This is a genomic window from Bacillus mojavensis, assembly GCF_012648005.1.
Classification (GTDB): Bacteria; Bacillota; Bacilli; order Bacillales; family Bacillaceae; genus Bacillus; species Bacillus mojavensis.
This window is the reverse complement of record NZ_CP051464.1, coordinates 2,730,055-2,748,170: the sequence shown is the minus strand read 5'-3', so window position 1 is coordinate 2,748,170 and position 18,116 is coordinate 2,730,055. Positions and strand designations below refer to the sequence as shown.

Sequence of the window (18,116 nt, the reverse complement as noted above, 5' to 3'; positions counted from 1 at the left end):
GAATGGAAGGGGTAACGTAGATGAAAAAGATGACTGCCTGTTTTCTTGCGCTCATGATGGTTTTGACATTATTCATCGCTGGGTGTTCAGCGGAACGGTCATCCGGTAAACCGGGTGAAACGGAGCTGACTTTTTGGACATTTAACGGACTTCATGAGCAGTTTTATGTGGAAATGGTGAAAGAGTGGAATAAGAAATATCCTGACCGTCAAATCAAACTGAATACGGTCGTTTATCCGTATGGCCAAATGCACGATAATCTGTCGATTTCCTTAATCGCCGGGGAAGGCGTGCCTGACATTGCAGATGTCGAATTGGCCCGGTTTTCAAACTTTCTGAAGGGCTCCGATGTCCCGCTTGCCGATTTGTCCCCGCTTATTGAAAAGGACAGGGATAAATTCGTAGAGGCGCGTCTTACGCTGTACAGCAAAAACGGCAAGCTATATGGGCTGGATACTCATGTAGGGACGACGGTGATGTTCTATAACATGGATATTATGAAAAAGGCCGGCATCAACCCGGATGATATTAAAACATGGGATGATTACCGCAAAGCCGGACAGAAAGTGCGCAAAGCGACCGGAAAGCCGATGGGAACGGTGGAAACAAATGATTCAGCAACGTTTTTATCAATGATTTCACAGCAAAACTCAGGGTATTTTGATAAAAACGGAAAGCTGATCCTGAATAATGACACCAATGTAAAAACGCTTCAGTATTTAAAAGACATGATTAATGATAAAACAATGATCGCCGCACCGGGCGGCGGGCATCACAGTGAAGAATATTACGGTTTTATGAACCAAGGCGGAGCGGCTTCTGTTCTGATGCCGATTTGGTATATGGGAAGATTCATAGATTATATGCCTGATCTGAAAGGGAAGATTGCCATTCGGCCGCTTCCGGCATGGGAAGAAGGAGGCGATCGTTCAGCAGGTTTGGGCGGCACAGCCACCGTTGTGCCAAAGCAGGCCAAACATGTCGAATTAGCGAAAGAGTTTCTCGCCTTTGCGAAGGGTTCTGAAGAAGGAAACAAAAAGCTTTGGAGTGTGCTCGGGTTTGATCCGCTGCGCTGGGATGTCTGGAGCTCCAAGGAATTAAAAGAGAAAAACAAATACACGGATTACTTCCAAAACGGAACAGGCATTTTTTCTGTGCTGCTCGATATCAAGGATGAAATCAATCCGATTTATTTACATGAGGATTTTGCCAAGGCTTCAGACCTTGTCAACAGAAGCGTATTATTCGACGCGCTCAAATCTCAGCAAAAGACGCCAAAACAAGCCTTGGACAGAGCGGCAGGTGAACTGAAACAGAAATAGAATCCCATTCAAAAAGTGAAAGCGGGGAGGTTCTCATGAAACCTGTGAAAACGGGAACGGCTCATCCCGTTCCTTCGGCTGCGAAAGAATCAGGCTGGCGAGGTATTTTTTATTCGAAAAAAGCGGCGCCTTATCTGTTTACAGCGCCATTTGTATTATCCTTTCTTGTTTTTTTTCTATACCCCATCATTAGTGTCTTCATCATGAGCTTTCAAAGAATATTGCCTGGAGAGGTGACGTTTGTCGGGTTATCCAATTACACCGCGCTTAACAACCCGACGTTTTATACCGCCCTTTTTAATACGCTGGAGTATACATTTTGGACGCTGATTGTGCTGATTCCAGTCCCATTGCTTCTGGCCATATTCCTGAATTCAAAGCTAGTCAAGTTTAGAAATATATTCAAATCAGCACTATTCATTCCGGCATTGACTTCCACCATTGTGGCAGGGATTATTTTTCGTCTAATCTTTGGAGAAATGGAAACGTCTCTGGCCAATTCCATCTTACTCAAACTCGGCTTTTCACCGCAGAACTGGATGAACAATGAACATACCGGCATGTTTTTGATGGTGCTGCTTGCTTCGTGGAGATGGATGGGGATCAACATCCTTTACTTTTTGGCCGGACTGCAAAATGTGCCGAAAGAGCTGTACGAAGCCGCTGATATTGACGGAGCAAATACGATGAAAAAATTTATGCACATTACGCTGCCGTTTCTGAAGCCTGTATCCGTCTATGTTTTAACCATCAGCATCATTGGCGGGTTCAGGATGTTTGAGGAAAGCTACGTCCTTTGGCAAAATAATTCCCCGGGTAATATCGGCCTGACGCTTGTCGGATATTTGTATCAGCAGGGCCTTGCTTACAATGAAATGGGATACGGGGCGGCCATTGGCATTGTGCTTTTGATTGTCATACTTGTTGTCAGCCTGATTTCATTAAAACTGTCAGGCTCGTTTAAGGGGGAGGGGTAAATGTTGCGGCACAGTCCTCAGTTTCGGGTGTACAGAATCGCGCTTACTCTATTTTTTATCATGCTGAGCCTGTTGTATATTTTCCCGATTTTCTGTCTGCTTTTAGGATCATTAAAGCCATCATCTGAGCTTTTACGGGTGGGGCTGAATGTTGACATTGATCCAAAAGTGATGAGTCTTGATAACTATACATTTTTGTTTAACGGCGGCAGCATTTATTTTAAATGGTTTTTTAACAGCCTTGTGCTTGGTCTATTAACGACAGTGCTAACCTTGTTTTTCTCTTCGATGATCGGGTACGGACTGGCGGTTTATGAATTTAAAGGAAGAAATATTATTTTTGTTCTTGTGCTGATTATTATGATGGTCCCGCTTGAGGTGATGATGCTCCCGTTGTTTAAGCTTACAGTCGGGCTGCATTTGATCGATTCGTATACGGGTGTCATTTTGCCGTTTATCGTTTCGCCGGTAGCTGTTTTCTTTTTCCGGCAATATGCACTCGGCCTTCCAAAAGACCTGTTGGATTCAGCAAGGATGGACGGATGCACGGAATTTGGCATCTTTTTCAGGATTATGGCGCCTCTGATGAAACCGGCATTCGGAGCGATGATCATTCTCCAGTCTTTAAACAGCTGGAACAACTTCTTATGGCCTTTGATTGTGCTTCGGTCGAAAGAAATGTTTACGCTTCCAATCGGGCTTTCCAGCTTGCTTAGCCCTTACGGAAACAACTACGACATGCTCATATCCGGCTCAGTATTTGCCATTTTGCCGGTGATTATCATTTTCTTGTTTTTCCAAAAGTACTTTATCTCCGGCCTGACAGTAGGCGGAGTCAAAGGATAATGAAGGAGGAAACGTGCAATGAAAAAAGCGAAAGTGATTGTGGACAAAGAATATAAAATTGGTGAAGTCGACAAACGGATTTACGGGTCTTTCATCGAGCACATGGGGCGTGCTGTATACGAAGGTATATATGAACCTGATCATCCTCAGGCTGATGAAAACGGGTTTCGTAAGGATGTTCAGGCGTTGATCAAGGAATTGCAGGTTCCGATCATCCGCTATCCGGGCGGAAACTTTTTATCAGGGTATAATTGGGAGGATGGCGTCGGACCTGTTGAGAACCGCCCGAGACGCCTTGACTTGGCATGGCAAACGACAGAAACCAATGAAGTGGGAACGAATGAATTTTTAACTTGGGCAAAAAAGGTGAACACAGAAGTCAATATGGCTGTTAACCTCGGCACGCGAGGGATAGATGCTGCCCGCAATCTCGTAGAATACTGCAACCATCCGAAAGGCTCTTACTGGAGTGATTTGAGAAGATCGCATGGCTATGAACAGCCGTACGGCATCAAAACGTGGTGCTTGGGTAACGAAATGGACGGCCCGTGGCAGATCGGGCATAAAACTGCTGACGAATACGGACGGCTAGCGGCGGAGACTGCCAAGGTCATGAAATGGGTTGACCCATCAATTGAACTCGTTGCCTGCGGCAGCTCAAACAGCGGCATGCCAACGTTTATAGATTGGGAAGCGAAGGTGCTGGAGCATACTTATGAGCATGTAGACTATATCTCTCTCCATACGTATTACGGAAACCGGGATAACAATCTGCCAAACTATCTGGCCCGTTCTATGGATCTTGATCATTTTATTAAATCTGTCGCTGCAACCTGTGACTATGTAAAAGCAAAAACACGCAGCAAGAAAACAATCAATCTCTCTCTGGACGAATGGAACGTATGGTATCACTCAAATGAAGCTGATAAAAAAGTCGAGCCGTGGATTACTGCGCGTCCGATTTTAGAGGACATTTATAATTTTGAAGATGCCTTATTGGTGGGCTCATTGCTCATTACGATGCTGCAGCACGCAGATCGTGTGAAAATCGCGTGTCTTGCACAGCTTGTGAATGTCATCGCGCCGATCATGACGGAAAAAGGCGGAGAAGCATGGAGACAGCCGATTTTTTATCCGTACATGCACGCTTCTGTCTACGGCCGAGGAGAGTCACTGAAACCGCTTATTTCTTCACCGAAGTATGACTGCGCTGATTTTACTGATGTGCCGTATGTTGATGCCGCTGTTGTGTACTCCGAAGAGGAAGAAACACTCACCATTTTTGCGGTAAACAAAGCTGAAGATCAGATGGAAACTGAGATTTCCCTCAGAGGCTTTGAATCGTATCAAATCGCAGAGCACATCGTACTCGAGCATCAGGATATCAAAGCGACAAACCTGCATAACAGAAAAAATGTCACCCCGCATTCCAACGGAACGTCTTCCGTCAGCGAGAACGGCTTAACTGCACATTTCACGCCGCTTTCATGGAATGTGATCCGTCTGAAAAAACAATCTTAATGGGCAACATTAGCCGGAGGTCTGTCTCCGGTCTTTTATTTTTGTTAGTAAATATGATTCAGTACCTTCCCAGGTGATGCGTCAGTCCATTTAGATCAAGTGATGTATCAAGAAAAATCAAACCATCGGTAACCGGATATAAAGGCGATAGCAGAACCTCTAACCAACTAAAAGTTCGCACCACATCCAGTAATTTTGAACTGAATTGATTTGTAAGCCGGCATATGATCAGCCGGCTTTTTTGAATAGGAAAAAATGACCGCTTTTCACCATGAAATTATGATATATTTATGAAAAACAGCAAAGGGGTTGGGGAGAAATGAATGCGGTTACAATTGTGATAGCGTCAATGTGTATATTGGCTATCGCCTATCGTTTATACGGAACATTTATGATGGTGAAGGTTCTCAAAGTGAATGATGAAAAGCCAACGCCTGCACATGCGCTTGAGGATGGAAAAGACTATGTGCCTACGAATAAATGGGTTTCATTCGGTCATCATTTCGCTGCCATTGCGGCGGCCGGGCCGTTGGTCGGACCGATTCTCGCGGCGCAGTTCGGTTATTTGCCGGGATTATTATGGTTGTTAATCGGGGCGGTGATAGGGGGAGCCGTTCATGATATTGTTGTGCTGTTCGCGTCAATGCGTAAAAACGGAAAGTCACTGTCAGAAGTGGCGAAGGATGAGCTTGGTCCTGTTGCCGGCTTTTGTACGGGCCTGTCTATGCTGTTTATTATTACCATTACGATGGCCGGCCTGTCGATGGTTGTGCTGCATGCGCTTGAACGGAATCCGTGGGGGACTTTTGCTGTAGGGATTACGATACCGATTGCGATGGGCGTCGGCTTGTTGTATAAGAAAACAGGGAATTTAAAGCTGGCGTCTTCTATTGGTTTTGTATTTTTAATGGCTGGAGTGTTTATCGGCCCTTGGGTGCAGACTACCGCATTTGGTGATCTGTTAACCCTTGATACGAAAACGCTTGCAATTGCGTTGCCGATTTACGCATTTTTTGCAGCGGCGCTGCCGGTCTGGCTGCTGCTCGCACCGCGCGATTATTTAAGCAGTTTTATGAAAATCGGTGTGTTTATCGCTTTAATTGCGGGTGTATTTGTCGTAAATCCGTCCATTCCTTTTCCGGCTTTTACGGAATTTGTAAAAGGAGGCGGGCCGGTGCTTGCGGGTCCTGTCTGGCCATTCATCTCGATTACGATAGCCTGCGGCGCGATCTCGGGGTTTCATGCCTTTGTCGGTTCCGGCACCACACCGAAAATGCTTAATAAATGGAGTGATATGAAGCCGGTTGCTTTCGGTGCAATGCTTGTTGAGTGCCTTGTCGGCATTATGGCGCTGATTGCGGCGACTGCATTGCAGCCTGCAGATTACTTTGCGATCAATAGCACGCCTGAGGTTTTCCGTACGCTCGGCATGGATGTTGTGCATTTGCCTGAACTGAGCAGGGACATCGGTTTGGACTTAGAAGGCAGAACAGGAGGCGCCGTCACGCTTGCTGTGGGAATGACTTATATTTTTACCGGAATTCCGTTTTTCAGCCATCTAGCCTCATACTTTTTCCAATTTGTCATTATGTTTGAAGCAGTGTTTATTTTAACGGCGATCGACGCCGGCACGCGTGTGGCACGCTATTTGATTCAGGACTTCTTCGGAGAGGTGTATAAGCCGCTGAAGAAAACGGACTGGATTCCCGGAGCTGTATTTGCCAGTGCGCTTGCCTGCTTTATGTGGGGCTATTTGCTTTACTCAGGTGATATCGGATCCATATGGGCGCTGTTTGGCGTATCCAATCAGCTGATGGCTTCAGTAGGTCTGATTATCGGTGCAACCATTGTGCTGAAAATCGCCGACAAACGCCGTTATATCCTAACCTGCCTCATTCCGCTCGCCTATTTATATGTGACTGTGAATTACGCGGGCTATTGGATGGTGCGTTATGTGTATCTTAATCCAGACGCTGCGGGGTACAGTGTCCTGAATGGCGTTTTATCTATCATCATGCTGCTGTTAGGCTTCATCATTATCGTGGCGGCAGTGAAAAAATGGGCGCAGATGTGGAGAGATCCTAGCTTAAGAATGGAAGCCTCTATACCGGGATAAAAGGAAAAATGGAAACCTTAAGGGGGAAAAGATATGAATTTATCAATGAAGTATATCATCCTGTATGTATCGGACAGCCAGCGCTCGATTCATTTTTATCAGCATATTTTGGGGCTGCCGATCCGCGCAGAACACGGCACATATGTAGAGTTTGATACCGGCTCGACCATTTTGGCGCTCAATACACGAGAAAGTGTCAAGGAAATGACGCCGTTAGAGATACCGGAAACACCCGTTTCTTCACAAACATTTGAAATCGGGTTTGTCACTGAAAATGTCGAAGCGGTCATCAAAAAAGTAAGAGAACACGGTGTAACCATTATCGGGGAGCCTAAAGTGAAGCCATGGGGACAGACGGTCGCTTATATCGCCGATCCCGACGGGCATTATATTGAAATTTGCAGTCCGATGGAATAAAGCACAAAGCCCAAAACAGACACTGTTTTGGGCTTTCTTATGATGTTAGCGGCCCGGCGGCTTCCAATAGCAAATCAGCAAGGTGAACAGCTCGAACCCTGCCGCTTAATCCCTCTCGTTCAATGCCGAGCTTCATCTGTAAAAGACAGCCTGGATTGGCGGTTACAATGACCGCTGCTTCAGTTGCTTTGACAGCAGCCATTTTACTATCCAGTATTTTCATTGACATGTCTGCTTCGACAATATTGTAAATTCCCGCTGATCCGCAGCAGCTGTCCGCTTTATCCATTTCTCTGAATTCAGCTCCCTTGATGCTTTGAAGAAGCTTTCGGGGCTCCAAAGATGTATGCATTACATTTCTCAAGTGGCACGAATCTTGATAGGTAATCAGCTTCGGTGTATCAAGCCGCAAGTCTTTTTGGTGAAAATCAAGCTCAATCAAAACGGATGAAAAATCTTTTAGCTTCTGCACAAATGAAACAGCCCGCTCCGCCCATTCGGGGTCATCCTTCAGCAAATGGCCGTATTCAGTGAGAAAGGCTCCGCAACCGCCCGCGTTTGTAATGACAGCATCTACGTCTAGCGCTTCAAACGCGGCTATGTTTTGTTTCGCAAGCTCCTGTCCTGCATTTTTTTCACCGCTGTGTCCATGCAGTGCGCCGCAGCATGCCTGCTCAGGCGGGATGACAATTTCACAGCCTGCCAGCTGCAGCAGTTTCAGCGTGGCATTGTTTGTCGGCAAAAACATCGTATCCATTAAACAGCCTGAAAAAAAAGCGACCCTTTTTTTAGCTGGGCCGGCCGCCGGCAATAAACGCGGCCGTTGCTTCATTTCTTCACGTTTAGGCACATCCGGAAGAACGGCTTCCATCGTGCGCAAATGCTCAGGCAGAATGCGGAGCATGCCGGTTTTTCGCACGGCTGTCTGCAGCCCTGACCGCTGGTATAAACCGATGAGACTCACAGCCGAACGCATCCGGTTTTGATGCGGAAAGAGCTCCTGAAAAGCCGCTTTTCTCATAAAACGTGTGCTGAGCGAGTGTTTTTTATTTTGGTGGATAATATCTCTTGCTTCCTCCAGCAGCTGTCCGTATTTAACACCTGATGGGCATACCGGTTCACATGCGCGGCAGCCGAGGCAAAGAGACAGTGAACGCTCGACATCTTCATCGGGTTCAATCACTCCGTCGGCGACTGCTTTCATTAAGGCGATTCGCCCGCGCGGCGAGTGAGATTCCTGAAAACCGGATTCGATATAGGTCGGGCAAGAAGGCAGGCAGAATCCGCAGCGCATACAATTCAAAAGTTCGCTCTCATCCATACGCTCTTTAAACTCACGTTGGATCTGTTTCATTTCTTTTTCTGTTGTCATCTTTCCGTCACCACCCGTTTTCTGGCATCTTTCGCAAACACTTTGCCCGGATTTAAGATGTTTTTTGGATCAAAAGCCGCTTTTATTGCTTTCATCGCGGCGATGCCTTCTTTTTTCAGCTTCATTTCCAAGTAAGGCGCTTTCATGGCCCCGACCCCGTGCTCCCCGGTAATCGTGCCGCCAAGCTCAATCGCTTTTTCAAAAATCTCGGCAAAAGCCTGTTCGACTCGCTCCATTTCATCCTTATTTCTTATGTCTGTCGTGCATGTCGGATGAAGGTTTCCATCCCCGGCATGGCCAAAGGTGCAAATCGAAATATCGTATTTCGCGGCAATGTCATTAATGGCTTTTACCATATTCGCGATTTCTGAACGCGGTACAGTGGCATCCTCCAAAATGGTGGTCGGCTTTAAGCGGGCAAGTGCAGAAAGCGCTGAACGCCGGGCTTCAGTGAGGGCGAATGCTTCCTCATCTGTCTGTGCAGTTTGAACGGAGACGGCAGCGCCTTTTTTGCAAATTGCCTCGATGTTTTCCATGTCACGAGCCACGGTTTCAGCTGTCCCGTCTTGTTCGATCAAAAGAACCGCCTTCGCATTTGTCGGCAGGCCAATCTTGGCATAATCCTCAATCACCAAAAGGGTAGGCTGATCGAGAAATTCAAGCGTAGCCGGTATGATTTTTTCGGCAATAATGGCTGACACCGTTTGAGCAGCAGCATCAATATTTTCATAGAGGGCGAGCAGCGTCTTCTTTGTTTCTGGCTTTGGCACGAGTTTGAGAATCGCTTCTGTCACAATGCCGAGTGTCCCTTCTGAGCCGACAAAAAGGCGCGTGAGATCATACCCGGCTACATCCTTTGCAAGCTTTCCGCCGGTGCGGATCATATCTCCGTTTGCCAAAACAACCTCCAGCCCCATGACGTAGTCACGGGTGACGCCGTATTTTAAGCCGCGAAGACCGCCGGAATTTTCATTGATGTTTCCTCCGATGGTTGATATTTTCATAGAGCTCGGATCAGGCGGATAGAACAATCCCTTGCTTTCAACCGCACGGATCATATCCAAGGTAATCACGCCAGGCTGGACTGTGGCCGTCAAATTTTCTTCGTCAATCTCAAGAATTTGATTCATATGTTTAAAAAGAAGAACAAGCCCGCCTTCAGTGGGGCACGTGCCCCCGCACAGGTTTGTCCCCGATCCTCTTGGAACAATCGGCACACGATGCTCACTGCAAATGTTCAAAATACGTGATACTTCATGTGTATCTCTCGGCGCAATCACAGCATCCGGCATAGACTGAAATTGCGGTGTCGCATCATATGAATACACGAGACGGCCGGCTTTCGAGTCATCGTAGTTTTCCGGTCCGACGATTTGGATCAGCTGCTCTTTTACGTCTTTGGTGATCATGTTCACCCATCCCCCTGTCAAAAAACGCTTTCAATCTATTGTAAAAGAAAAAAAGAGAAGCCTTCTATGGAGAAATATACAAAATATGAAACTGAAACTCTCTCTATTTTGTATCTTGATCTAAAAAATAAAGCGCGACGTACATCGTGACGATGTCCTCTGTACGCTGAAAACTTAAACCCGTCAGCTGTTCAGCCTTTGACAGGCGATAGCGGAGCGTGTTGATATGTATATGCATCTCTTCAGCCGTTTTTTTCAGGGACAAATCGTGATGGAAGAGAGTTCGTATCGTATTCATAAGCTCTTCGTTTCGGAGCGCTTCCTGGAGCACTCTTTGCGGAAATTCGTGTCGTGTGCCCGGGCTGATCTCAGTCAGGCACATGTCAAGCTTAAGATCTTCCTCACATACTGCGGTTTTGCGTTTAAGGCTGACGGCCAGCGCTTTTTCAGCCTGTTCATATGACTGCGGCAGGCCGGAGCCGCTGACAGCCCTCCCAACGCCGGCAGCTGCTCGGCTGTTTCCGAGGCGTTCAGCCAATGAACAAATAAGCTGAATTTGCCGCAAAAGCTGCTCCTTTTGTTCATGGTTCGGCACTTCGTGATTAATCAGAATACGTTCATTTCCCCATCTGATGAATAGATCGGATGGAAACACTGATTTCCAGGCGCGTGCCATTTGATCAATATCGCCGGGAGACCATTCGTGCCCTTGAATGAGGATCATCTGGCGGAGGGAGGTAAGGTCAACGCCAAGAATCTGCGCCTTTTCGAGAAAACCCGGAGACCATTCTTTTAATTGCAGCCAGTCGATCATAAAGGATTCCAGCATTCTCTCGCGCCACTGGGTCTGCTCCAAATGCCACGATTCTTTAATGAACAGCTCTGTCATTTTCCTGAGCAGCTCTCCATACGGCTGAATCTCAGCAGGCTCTCCCGTCAGTCCAAACACGGCGATGACATCACGCTCAGAAAATACGGGGAGGTTCAACCCCGCCTTTACCCCTTTGAGTCTCTTTTCATCTTCTTTTGTAATGATCACATTGCGTTTCTCTTTCGCGCAGATGAGCGCTCCTTCATGAAATAGCCCGACTCGCTCATCATTAGTGCTTGCCATAATGAGGCCGTCTGTGCTGACAATAATGACTTCACGTTCGTACATTTTTTTCACTTCGGCAATGATTTTTTTCGCTAACAGCGGTTGTAAAAACATGGCGGCGATCCCCCTCATGTTTTTATTATATAAGAAAAAAACCGGGCGCTGTCACCCGGTTTTGATGGCTATTGGGCAGGTTTTAATCCGCCTTCCAACGTCTTTAACATTTCTTGTTTCTCACTCTCTGATGCGTGCTGCCAAATGACTTCAAACAAAACGCCGAGTCCCGGAAGCATTTTTTCTTCACCACTTTGAATTGCGTCCACTATTGTGTGCTCAAGCTGCTCCTGATCATTGCCCGTTACATTGGCAATGACGGCATGACGTAAATTAAGATCCATATGAAGCGCTCCTTTTTTTCTAAAATGTAATACGTATATTCTAACCCCGCACCCGGTTTATTATGTGCTGTTCTTGCGATATAATAACATCATGTTAAAAAAAGGAGAGCCACACAGACAGTGAAACAAATAGAATCGGCAAAAAACCAAAAAGTGAAGGATTGGAAAAAACTTCATACAAAAAAAGAACGAACAAAAACGAATACCTATTTGATTGAAGGAGAACATCTTGTTGAAGAAGCCTTAAAGAGCCCGGGTGCGGTGAAAGAAATTCTTGTCAAGGATGAAGCGGACATCCCGCCGAACCTTGATATAGGCATCCAGTGCTACGTGCTGAGCGAAGACGCGTTTTCAGCTGTAACAGAAACGGAAACACCGCAGCGGATCGCCGCTGTTTGCCATATGCCAGAAGAAAAGCTCGCGTCGCCTAAACGGGTGCTGCTGATTGACGCTGTTCAAGATCCGGGGAATCTCGGCACGATGATTCGCACGGCGGACGCAGCCGGTTTGGATGCGGTTGTGCTCGGTGACGGCACGGCGGATGCGTTTAACGGAAAAACGCTGCGGTCCGCGCAAGGCTCCCATTTTCACATTCCTGTTGTGAGAAGAAATTTACAATCATACGTGGATGAATTAAAAGCAGAGGGCGTAAAAGTGTACGGCACAGCACTACAAAACGGGGCGCCTTACCAGGACATTTCACCATCCGGTTCATTTGCTTTAATCGTCGGCAATGAAGGGGCGGGGGTGGATGCAGGATTGCTGGAAAAAACAGATTTGAACCTGTACGTCCCGCTGTACGGGCAGGCTGAATCACTGAACGTTGCAATTGCGGCGGCTATCCTGGTGTACCACTTGCGAGGATAGTGTTGCGCCGAGCGGAGTATTTCACTATAATAGAACATAATATTTGAAAAACCGTGACAGAGGATCTCGATTTCTGATTAACTGCCTTCCAGGGAGAAAATGCCGCAGACTGAGAGCATTTTTAATGCAGCCGGAAATTGGTTTCGCCTCTCGAGTTGTCACCGGGACCGCGCAGCTTGCGCGTAAAGGTGAACCGGAATCTGATTCCGTTATGTCAATGAAGCTGACGACAGCATCAGTCTGTCTGAAATAAGGGTGGTACCGCGGCCACAACTCGTCCCTTGTCCTACAAGGGGCGGGTTTTTTTGTTTTCCAAAGACATATAACGGTTTGTTTACATAAAAGGAGGATGCAAAATGGAAGAAAAGCTAAAACAGCTGGAACAAGAAGCTTTAGATCAAGTAGAAGCGGCAAGCTCATTGAAGGTTGTCAATGATATTCGGGTTCAATATCTCGGAAAAAAAGGGCCGATCACAGAAGTGCTGCGCGGAATGGGCAAGCTTTCTGCGGAGGAGCGTCCGAAAATGGGCGCTCTTGCCAATGAGGTAAGAGAACGAATCGCCAATGCGATTGCAGCTAAAAACGAAAAGCTTGAGGAAGAAGAAATGAAACAGAAGCTAGCGGGACAGACAATTGACGTCACACTCCCAGGTAATCCTGTCGCAATCGGCGGACGCCATCCGCTCACTGTTGTCATTGAAGAAATTGAAGATCTATTTATCGGCATGGGCTATACCATTGAAGAAGGCCCTGAGGTCGAGACGGATTACTACAACTTCGAAGCGCTTAACCTGCCGAAAGAACACCCTGCCCGCGATATGCAGGACAGCTTTTACATCACAGAGGAAATGCTGATGAGAACGCAAACCTCTCCTGTTCAGACACGGACGATGGAAAAGCACAAAGGCAAGGGGCCTGTTAAAATCATTTGCCCTGGAAAAGTATACCGCCGCGATAATGATGACGCGACGCACTCTCACCAATTTATGCAGATTGAAGGGCTTGTTGTTGATAAAAACATCAGCATGAGTGATTTAAAAGGAACCCTTGAACTCGTTGCGAAAAAAATGTTCGGGCAAGACCGTGAAATCAGACTGCGCCCAAGCTTCTTCCCATTTACCGAGCCTTCAGTAGAAGTAGACGTAACGTGCTTTAAGTGCGGAGGAAACGGCTGCTCTGTATGTAAAGGAACAGGCTGGATTGAAATCCTCGGCGCCGGCATGGTTCACCCGAATGTGCTGGAAATGGCCGGCTTTGATCCGAAGGAATATCAGGGCTTTGCGTTCGGAATGGGTGTTGAGCGCATCGCGATGCTGAAATACGGCATCGATGATATCCGCCACTTCTACACAAACGATGTCAGATTTATTTCGCAGTTTAAACAGGCGTAAGAGGAGGATGCTAAAATGTTTGTTTCTTATAAATGGTTAGAGAATTATGTTGATTTAAAAGGCATGGATCCGGCTGTTCTTGCTGAGAAAATAACAAGAGCCGGTATTGAAGTTGAAGGAATTGAGTATAAAGGGGAAGGCATTAAAGGCGTTGTTATCGGCCATGTGCTGGAGCGCGAGCAGCATCCAAACGCCGATAAGCTGAATAAGTGCCTTGTAGATATCGGAGCGGAGGCACCTGTACAGATCATTTGCGGCGCGCCAAACGTGGATAAAGGGCAAAAAGTTGCAGTCGCTACAGTCGGAGCGGTGCTTCCGGGCAATTTCAAAATCAAAAAAGCCAAGCTTCGCGGCGAAGAATCAAACGGCATGATCTGTTCCTTACAAGAGCTCGGTATTGAAAGCAAGCTTGTGGCGAAGGAATATGCGGAAGGCATTTTCGTTTTCCCAAATGATGTTGAAACAGGAAGTGATGCGTTAGCGGCTTTACAGCTTGATGATGCTGTCTTAGAGCTCGGTTTAACACCGAACCGCGCCGATGCGATGAACATGCTTGGAGTTGCTTATGAGGTTGCGGCGATTTTAGACACAGAGGTAAAGCTTCCGCAAACGGATTACCCAGTCGCTTCAGAACAAGCGTCAGACTACATTTCTGTCAAAGTTGAAGACCGGGAAGCAAATCCGCTGTATGCAGCAAAAATCATTAAAAACGTAAAAATTGCTCCGTCACCGCTTTGGATGCAGACAAAGCTGATGAATGCAGGCATTCGCCCGCATAACAACGTCGTTGATATCACAAATTTTGTTTTATTGGAGTATGGACAGCCGCTTCACGCGTTTGATTATGACAGATTCGGCTCTAAGGAAGTCGTCGTCAGAAAAGCTGTTGAAAATGAAACGATTTTAACACTTGACGATCAAGAACGAAAACTGTCTGCCGATCACCTTGTCATTACAAACGGGTCTAAAGCACAAGCTGTTGCTGGTGTCATGGGAGGAGCAGAATCAGAAGTTCGGGAAGACACAACAACGATTTTGCTTGAAGCTGCGTTTTTCAACGGGCAGACGGTTCGCAAGGCTTCAAAAGATCTTGGTTTGAGAAGTGAATCGAGTGCAAGATTCGAAAAAGGCATTGATCCTGCGCGTGTGCGTCTTGCGGCAGAACGCGCGGCACAGCTGATCCACCTGTATGCCGGCGGTGAAGTGCTTGCCGGAACCGTTGAAGAAGACCATCTCACAATCGAAGCAAACAACATTCATGTATCGGCTGACAAGGTGAACAGCGTTCTCGGCATGACGATCAGCAAAGAAGAACTGATCAGCATTTATAAGCGTCTTGGCTTTACTGTCGGAGAAGCAAATGACTTGCTCGTTGTGACTGTTCCGTCACGCCGAGGTGACATTCGAATCGAAGAGGATTTGGTTGAAGAAGCGGCAAGATTGTACGGCTACGACAACATTCCGTCCACACTTCCTGAAACAGCGGGAACTACAGGCGGATTGACGCCTTACCAGGCAAAACGCCGTAAAGTCAGACGTTTCCTAGAAGGGGCCGGCTTATCACAAGCGATTACCTACTCATTAACAAACGAGAAAAAAGCGGCGGCATTTGCGATTGAAAAATCGTTTAACACTGTCCTTGCGCTTCCAATGAGTGAAGAAAGAAGCATTCTCAGACACAGCCTTGTTCCGAATCTGCTTGAATCCGTTTCTTACAACCTGGCAAGACAAACTGATTCGGTTGCATTGTACGAAGTCGGTTCCGTTTTCCTGACGAAGGAAGAGGATACGAAACCTGTTGAAACGGAGCGCGTGGCAGGTGCGGTAACCGGTTTATGGCGCAAGCATCTGTGGCAGGGCGAGAAAAAACCAGTCGATTTCTTTGTCGCAAAAGGAATTGTAGAAGGGCTGTTAGATAAACTGAACGTCCTGGACAGCATTGAATTTGTGCAATCAGAAAGAAAACAGCTGCACCCGGGCAGAACTGCGAATATTCTTTTAAACGGTTCTCTTATCGGCTTTATTGGCCAAGTCCATCCTTCACTGGAAAAAGAACTGGATATTAAAGAAACGTACGTGTTCGAACTTGATCTTCACACGCTGCTTACAGCAGACACGGCGCCGCTCGTGTACACGGCGATTCCGAAATATCCGTCTGTGACACGTGATATCGCGCTTGTGACAGATCAATCAGTGACAAGCGGCCAGCTCGAGAGCGTCATCAAAGAGGCGGGCGGGAAGCTTCTGAAAGAAGTAACCGTCTTTGACGTCTACGAAGGCGAGCATATGGAGGAAGGCAAAAAGTCAGTCGCTTTCTCACTCCAATATGTAAATCCAGAGCAAACGCTGACTGAAGAAGAAGTGACAAAAGCGCACGACAAAGTGCTGAAAGCGTTGGAAAACACTTATCAGGCCGTATTGAGAGGCTAATAAAAAAGCTTGCAGAGAACATCTGCAAGCTTTTTTCTATGAACGTTTTTTATCCGCCAGGCGCTGCGCTTTCTGCGTATTGGCAAAATGGAGTTTTGTAAAGGTTCGGAGAGCGGATACCCCTTTTTTGAGAATCAGTTTGGCGGCCGCTTCATCTACATGAGGGCCAGCCCCTTTCGGCAGTGTCATTCCCGCCTCGCGCGAAAGCTTATCAATTTCCATTAAAAAAGAATATCTCGCAATAATCGATGCAGCAGCCACTGACAGGTGAATGCCTTCGGCTTTTGTGCTGAAATAGGTGCGCTCCTGTACAATGTCTCTTCCCTTTAAATGGTTGTAGTAGACGCCGGGCTCGGCGAATTGGTCGATCAGAATCGCCTCAGGTTTTACTCCGTCCATTTTTCGCAAAAGATGGGTAATGGCTTGATTATGCAAGAGAGCTTTCATTTTTCCCTGACTCATGCCTCTTTCCTGCATGCTGTTGTACTTTTCGTTTTTTAAAACGAGCAGGCTGTACGGAATGGTTTTGATCAGGCTTCGGGCGATCTCAATAATTTGCGGATCCTTTAAGTGTTTAGAATCCTTTACACCGAGTTCCTTCATTAAAGGAAGCTTTGTTTTGTCAACGTATGCGCACACAACTGTCATTGGTCCAAAGTAATCTCCGGTTCCGACCTCGTCAGAACCGATGACAGACATGCCTGCGATGTCTGTGGGAGGGGCGTAGCGTGAATCAGCCGGCTTTTTTGCTGTTTTCTTCTTTTCCTGCGGCTCAGCAGTTCCCCAGCGGGCAGATTCTGTCTCTGCGTTTTTTCCCTGAAACAATACCTTACCTGACTTATAGGCTGTAATGGTACAGCCTGCCGGTTTTGCCTGAAAAATGGCACCCTGCGGCACAGATGCAGTAAGTGAACTGTTATACGCTGTTTTCATTTGGTCAATAGCAGACATTGGTACTTTTATCACAGAATGGGACACGTAATAATCTCCTTTTTTTACACGTTTCGCTGTATCTACCAGTGTATCATAACAGCGGGAGGCTCGTCTTTCCATTCAATTAATAAACGTGTTATGATAGGAACTAGGATTCTCACGGAATGGAGGAGAAACGTTGTCTGACGGCGAAAAAACGAAAACAACCGTTGACATTTACGGCCAGCACTTCACTATTATCGGTGAAGAAAGCAGAGCCCATATGAGATATGTGGCCGGAATTGTTGATGATAAAATGAGAGAAATCAATCAAAAAAATCCATATCTTGATATAAATAAACTTGCAGTGCTGACAGCGGTAAATGTGGTGCATGACTATGTGAAATTAAAAGAGGAATATGAAAAACTGGAGCGTCAGCTTAAAGAAAAGGATTGAACAACTATGCTAGATATCATCATCTTAATCTTGCTCCTGATGGGGACTTTACTGGGATTAAAACGCGGTTTTATCCTCCAGTTTATCCGCTTGACGAGCTTTATTCTTTCGATTGCGTTTGCGTCTTTATTCTATAAGAATGTCGCGCCGCATTTGAAGTGGATTCCCGCGCCCGATTTTTCAGCGGGACAGCCGGCGTTTTCTTTTTTCTCGGGAAATTTGGAAGCAGCCTATTATAATGCGATTGCATTTGTCGTTCTGTTTATGATCGCTAAAATCTTACTGAGAATCATCGGCTCATTCCTAAGTATTATAGCGAGCATTCCTGTGATTAAACAAATCAACCAAATGCTCGGCGCTGTTCTCGGTTTTCTGGAAGTCTATTTATTTACATTTGTGCTGCTGTATGTTGCTTCCGTACTTCCGATAGACGGCTTACAGCAAATGATGGGGCAATCGTCTCTCGCAAATGTCATGATTAACCATACACCGTATTTGTCTGGGCTTTTACAGGAGCTCTGGACGCAATACGGAGGATAAAAAACTTCTCTTGTCCGGAGAAGTTTTTTTCAAGTATGATGGAAA

The 18,116-nt window shown here is 46.5% G+C and carries 17 protein-coding genes; 11 read left to right on the top strand and 6 right to left on the bottom strand.

All coding sequences use genetic code 11. The features are described from left to right. Nucleotides 1-20 precede the first annotated feature (20 nt). From araN to HC660_RS14425, 6 genes are all read left to right on the top strand, one after another. Nucleotides 21-1,322, top strand: coding sequence for an arabinooligosaccharides ABC transporter substrate-binding protein AraN (gene araN, locus HC660_RS14450; protein ID WP_168748489.1), 1,302 nt, complete (start codon nt 21-23; stop codon nt 1,320-1,322). Nucleotides 1,323-1,357: 35 nt separating this feature from the next. Beyond that, the gene (araP, locus tag HC660_RS14445) at nt 1,358-2,299 is read left to right on the top strand and encodes an arabinooligosaccharides ABC transporter permease AraP (protein WP_010335239.1); all 942 of its coding nucleotides are present in this window, start codon (nt 1,358-1,360) and stop codon (nt 2,297-2,299) included. Then, nucleotides 2,300-3,145, top strand: coding sequence for an arabinooligosaccharides ABC transporter permease AraQ (gene araQ / locus HC660_RS14440; RefSeq protein ID WP_026014752.1), 846 nt, complete (start codon nt 2,300-2,302; stop codon nt 3,143-3,145). Between the two features lie 18 nt (nt 3,146-3,163). Continuing rightward, entirely contained in the window at nt 3,164-4,666 is a 1,503-nt protein-coding gene (gene abfA, locus HC660_RS14435; protein ID WP_168748488.1) for an alpha-L-arabinofuranosidase AbfA, read from the top strand. 319 nt (nt 4,667-4,985) lie between these two features. Then, the gene (gene cstA / locus HC660_RS14430) at nt 4,986-6,782 is read left to right on the top strand and encodes a carbon starvation protein CstA (RefSeq protein ID WP_168748487.1); all 1,797 of its coding nucleotides are present in this window, start codon (nt 4,986-4,988) and stop codon (nt 6,780-6,782) included. Between the two features lie 33 nt (nt 6,783-6,815). Then, nucleotides 6,816-7,199, top strand: coding sequence for a VOC family protein (locus HC660_RS14425; RefSeq protein ID WP_010335233.1), 384 nt, complete (start codon nt 6,816-6,818; stop codon nt 7,197-7,199). A gap of 37 nt (nt 7,200-7,236) precedes the next feature. Here the strand turns inward: HC660_RS14425 and HC660_RS14420 are convergent, their stop codons facing one another. From HC660_RS14420 to sspI, 4 genes are all read right to left on the bottom strand, one after another. Further along, nucleotides 7,237-8,571 (bottom strand): (Fe-S)-binding protein, encoded by a 1,335-nt coding sequence (locus tag HC660_RS14420; RefSeq protein ID WP_168748486.1) that lies wholly within the window; start codon nt 8,569-8,571, stop codon nt 7,237-7,239. Next, nucleotides 8,568-9,980, bottom strand: coding sequence for a glycolate oxidase subunit GlcD (gene glcD / locus HC660_RS14415; protein ID WP_168748485.1), 1,413 nt, complete (start codon nt 9,978-9,980; stop codon nt 8,568-8,570). The genes HC660_RS14420 and glcD overlap by 4 nt, the downstream gene beginning before the upstream one ends. A gap of 103 nt (nt 9,981-10,083) precedes the next feature. Further along, nucleotides 10,084-11,190: a CdaR family transcriptional regulator gene (locus HC660_RS14410; protein ID WP_168748484.1), complete on the bottom strand. Its 1,107-nt coding sequence runs from the start codon at nt 11,188-11,190 to the stop codon at nt 10,084-10,086. Nucleotides 11,191-11,258: 68 nt separating this feature from the next. Then, nucleotides 11,259-11,474: a small acid-soluble spore protein SspI gene (sspI, locus tag HC660_RS14405; protein WP_010335228.1), complete on the bottom strand. Its 216-nt coding sequence runs from the start codon at nt 11,472-11,474 to the stop codon at nt 11,259-11,261. A gap of 120 nt (nt 11,475-11,594) precedes the next feature. Between sspI and HC660_RS14400 the strand changes: the two genes are divergently transcribed. Then, nucleotides 11,595-12,341 (top strand): TrmH family RNA methyltransferase, encoded by a 747-nt coding sequence (locus HC660_RS14400; protein WP_168748483.1) that lies wholly within the window; start codon nt 11,595-11,597, stop codon nt 12,339-12,341. A 24-nt stretch (nt 12,342-12,365) separates the two neighbouring features. Here the strand turns inward: HC660_RS14400 and HC660_RS14395 are convergent, their stop codons facing one another. Continuing rightward, on the bottom strand, nt 12,366-12,614 hold the full coding sequence (locus HC660_RS14395) for a hypothetical protein (protein ID WP_081720845.1): 249 nt from the start codon (nt 12,612-12,614) through the stop codon (nt 12,366-12,368). 83 nt (nt 12,615-12,697) lie between these two features. Here HC660_RS14395 and pheS point away from each other — a divergent pair, with 83 nt between their 5' ends. Beyond that, nucleotides 12,698-13,732, top strand: a complete 1,035-nt coding sequence (gene pheS / locus HC660_RS14390) for a phenylalanine--tRNA ligase subunit alpha (protein ID WP_168748482.1) — start codon at nt 12,698-12,700, stop codon at nt 13,730-13,732. 15 nt (nt 13,733-13,747) lie between these two features. Continuing rightward, the gene (gene pheT / locus HC660_RS14385) at nt 13,748-16,162 is read left to right on the top strand and encodes a phenylalanine--tRNA ligase subunit beta (RefSeq protein WP_168748481.1); all 2,415 of its coding nucleotides are present in this window, start codon (nt 13,748-13,750) and stop codon (nt 16,160-16,162) included. 36 nt (nt 16,163-16,198) lie between these two features. On the opposite strand, the gene rnhC is transcribed toward pheT, so the two are convergent. Further along, on the bottom strand, nt 16,199-17,140 hold the full coding sequence (gene rnhC / locus HC660_RS14380; RefSeq protein ID WP_168748480.1) for a ribonuclease HIII: 942 nt from the start codon (nt 17,138-17,140) through the stop codon (nt 16,199-16,201). A gap of 133 nt (nt 17,141-17,273) precedes the next feature. Here rnhC and zapA point away from each other — a divergent pair, with 133 nt between their 5' ends. Continuing rightward, nucleotides 17,274-17,531 (top strand): cell division protein ZapA, encoded by a 258-nt coding sequence (zapA, locus tag HC660_RS14375; RefSeq protein ID WP_010335221.1) that lies wholly within the window; start codon nt 17,274-17,276, stop codon nt 17,529-17,531. Nucleotides 17,532-17,537: 6 nt separating this feature from the next. Further along, nucleotides 17,538-18,071 carry a CvpA family protein gene (locus tag HC660_RS14370; RefSeq protein WP_010335220.1) on the top strand — a complete coding sequence of 178 codons (534 nt, stop codon included), beginning with the start codon at nt 17,538-17,540 and terminating at the stop codon, nt 18,069-18,071. Nucleotides 18,072-18,116 lie beyond the last annotated feature (45 nt).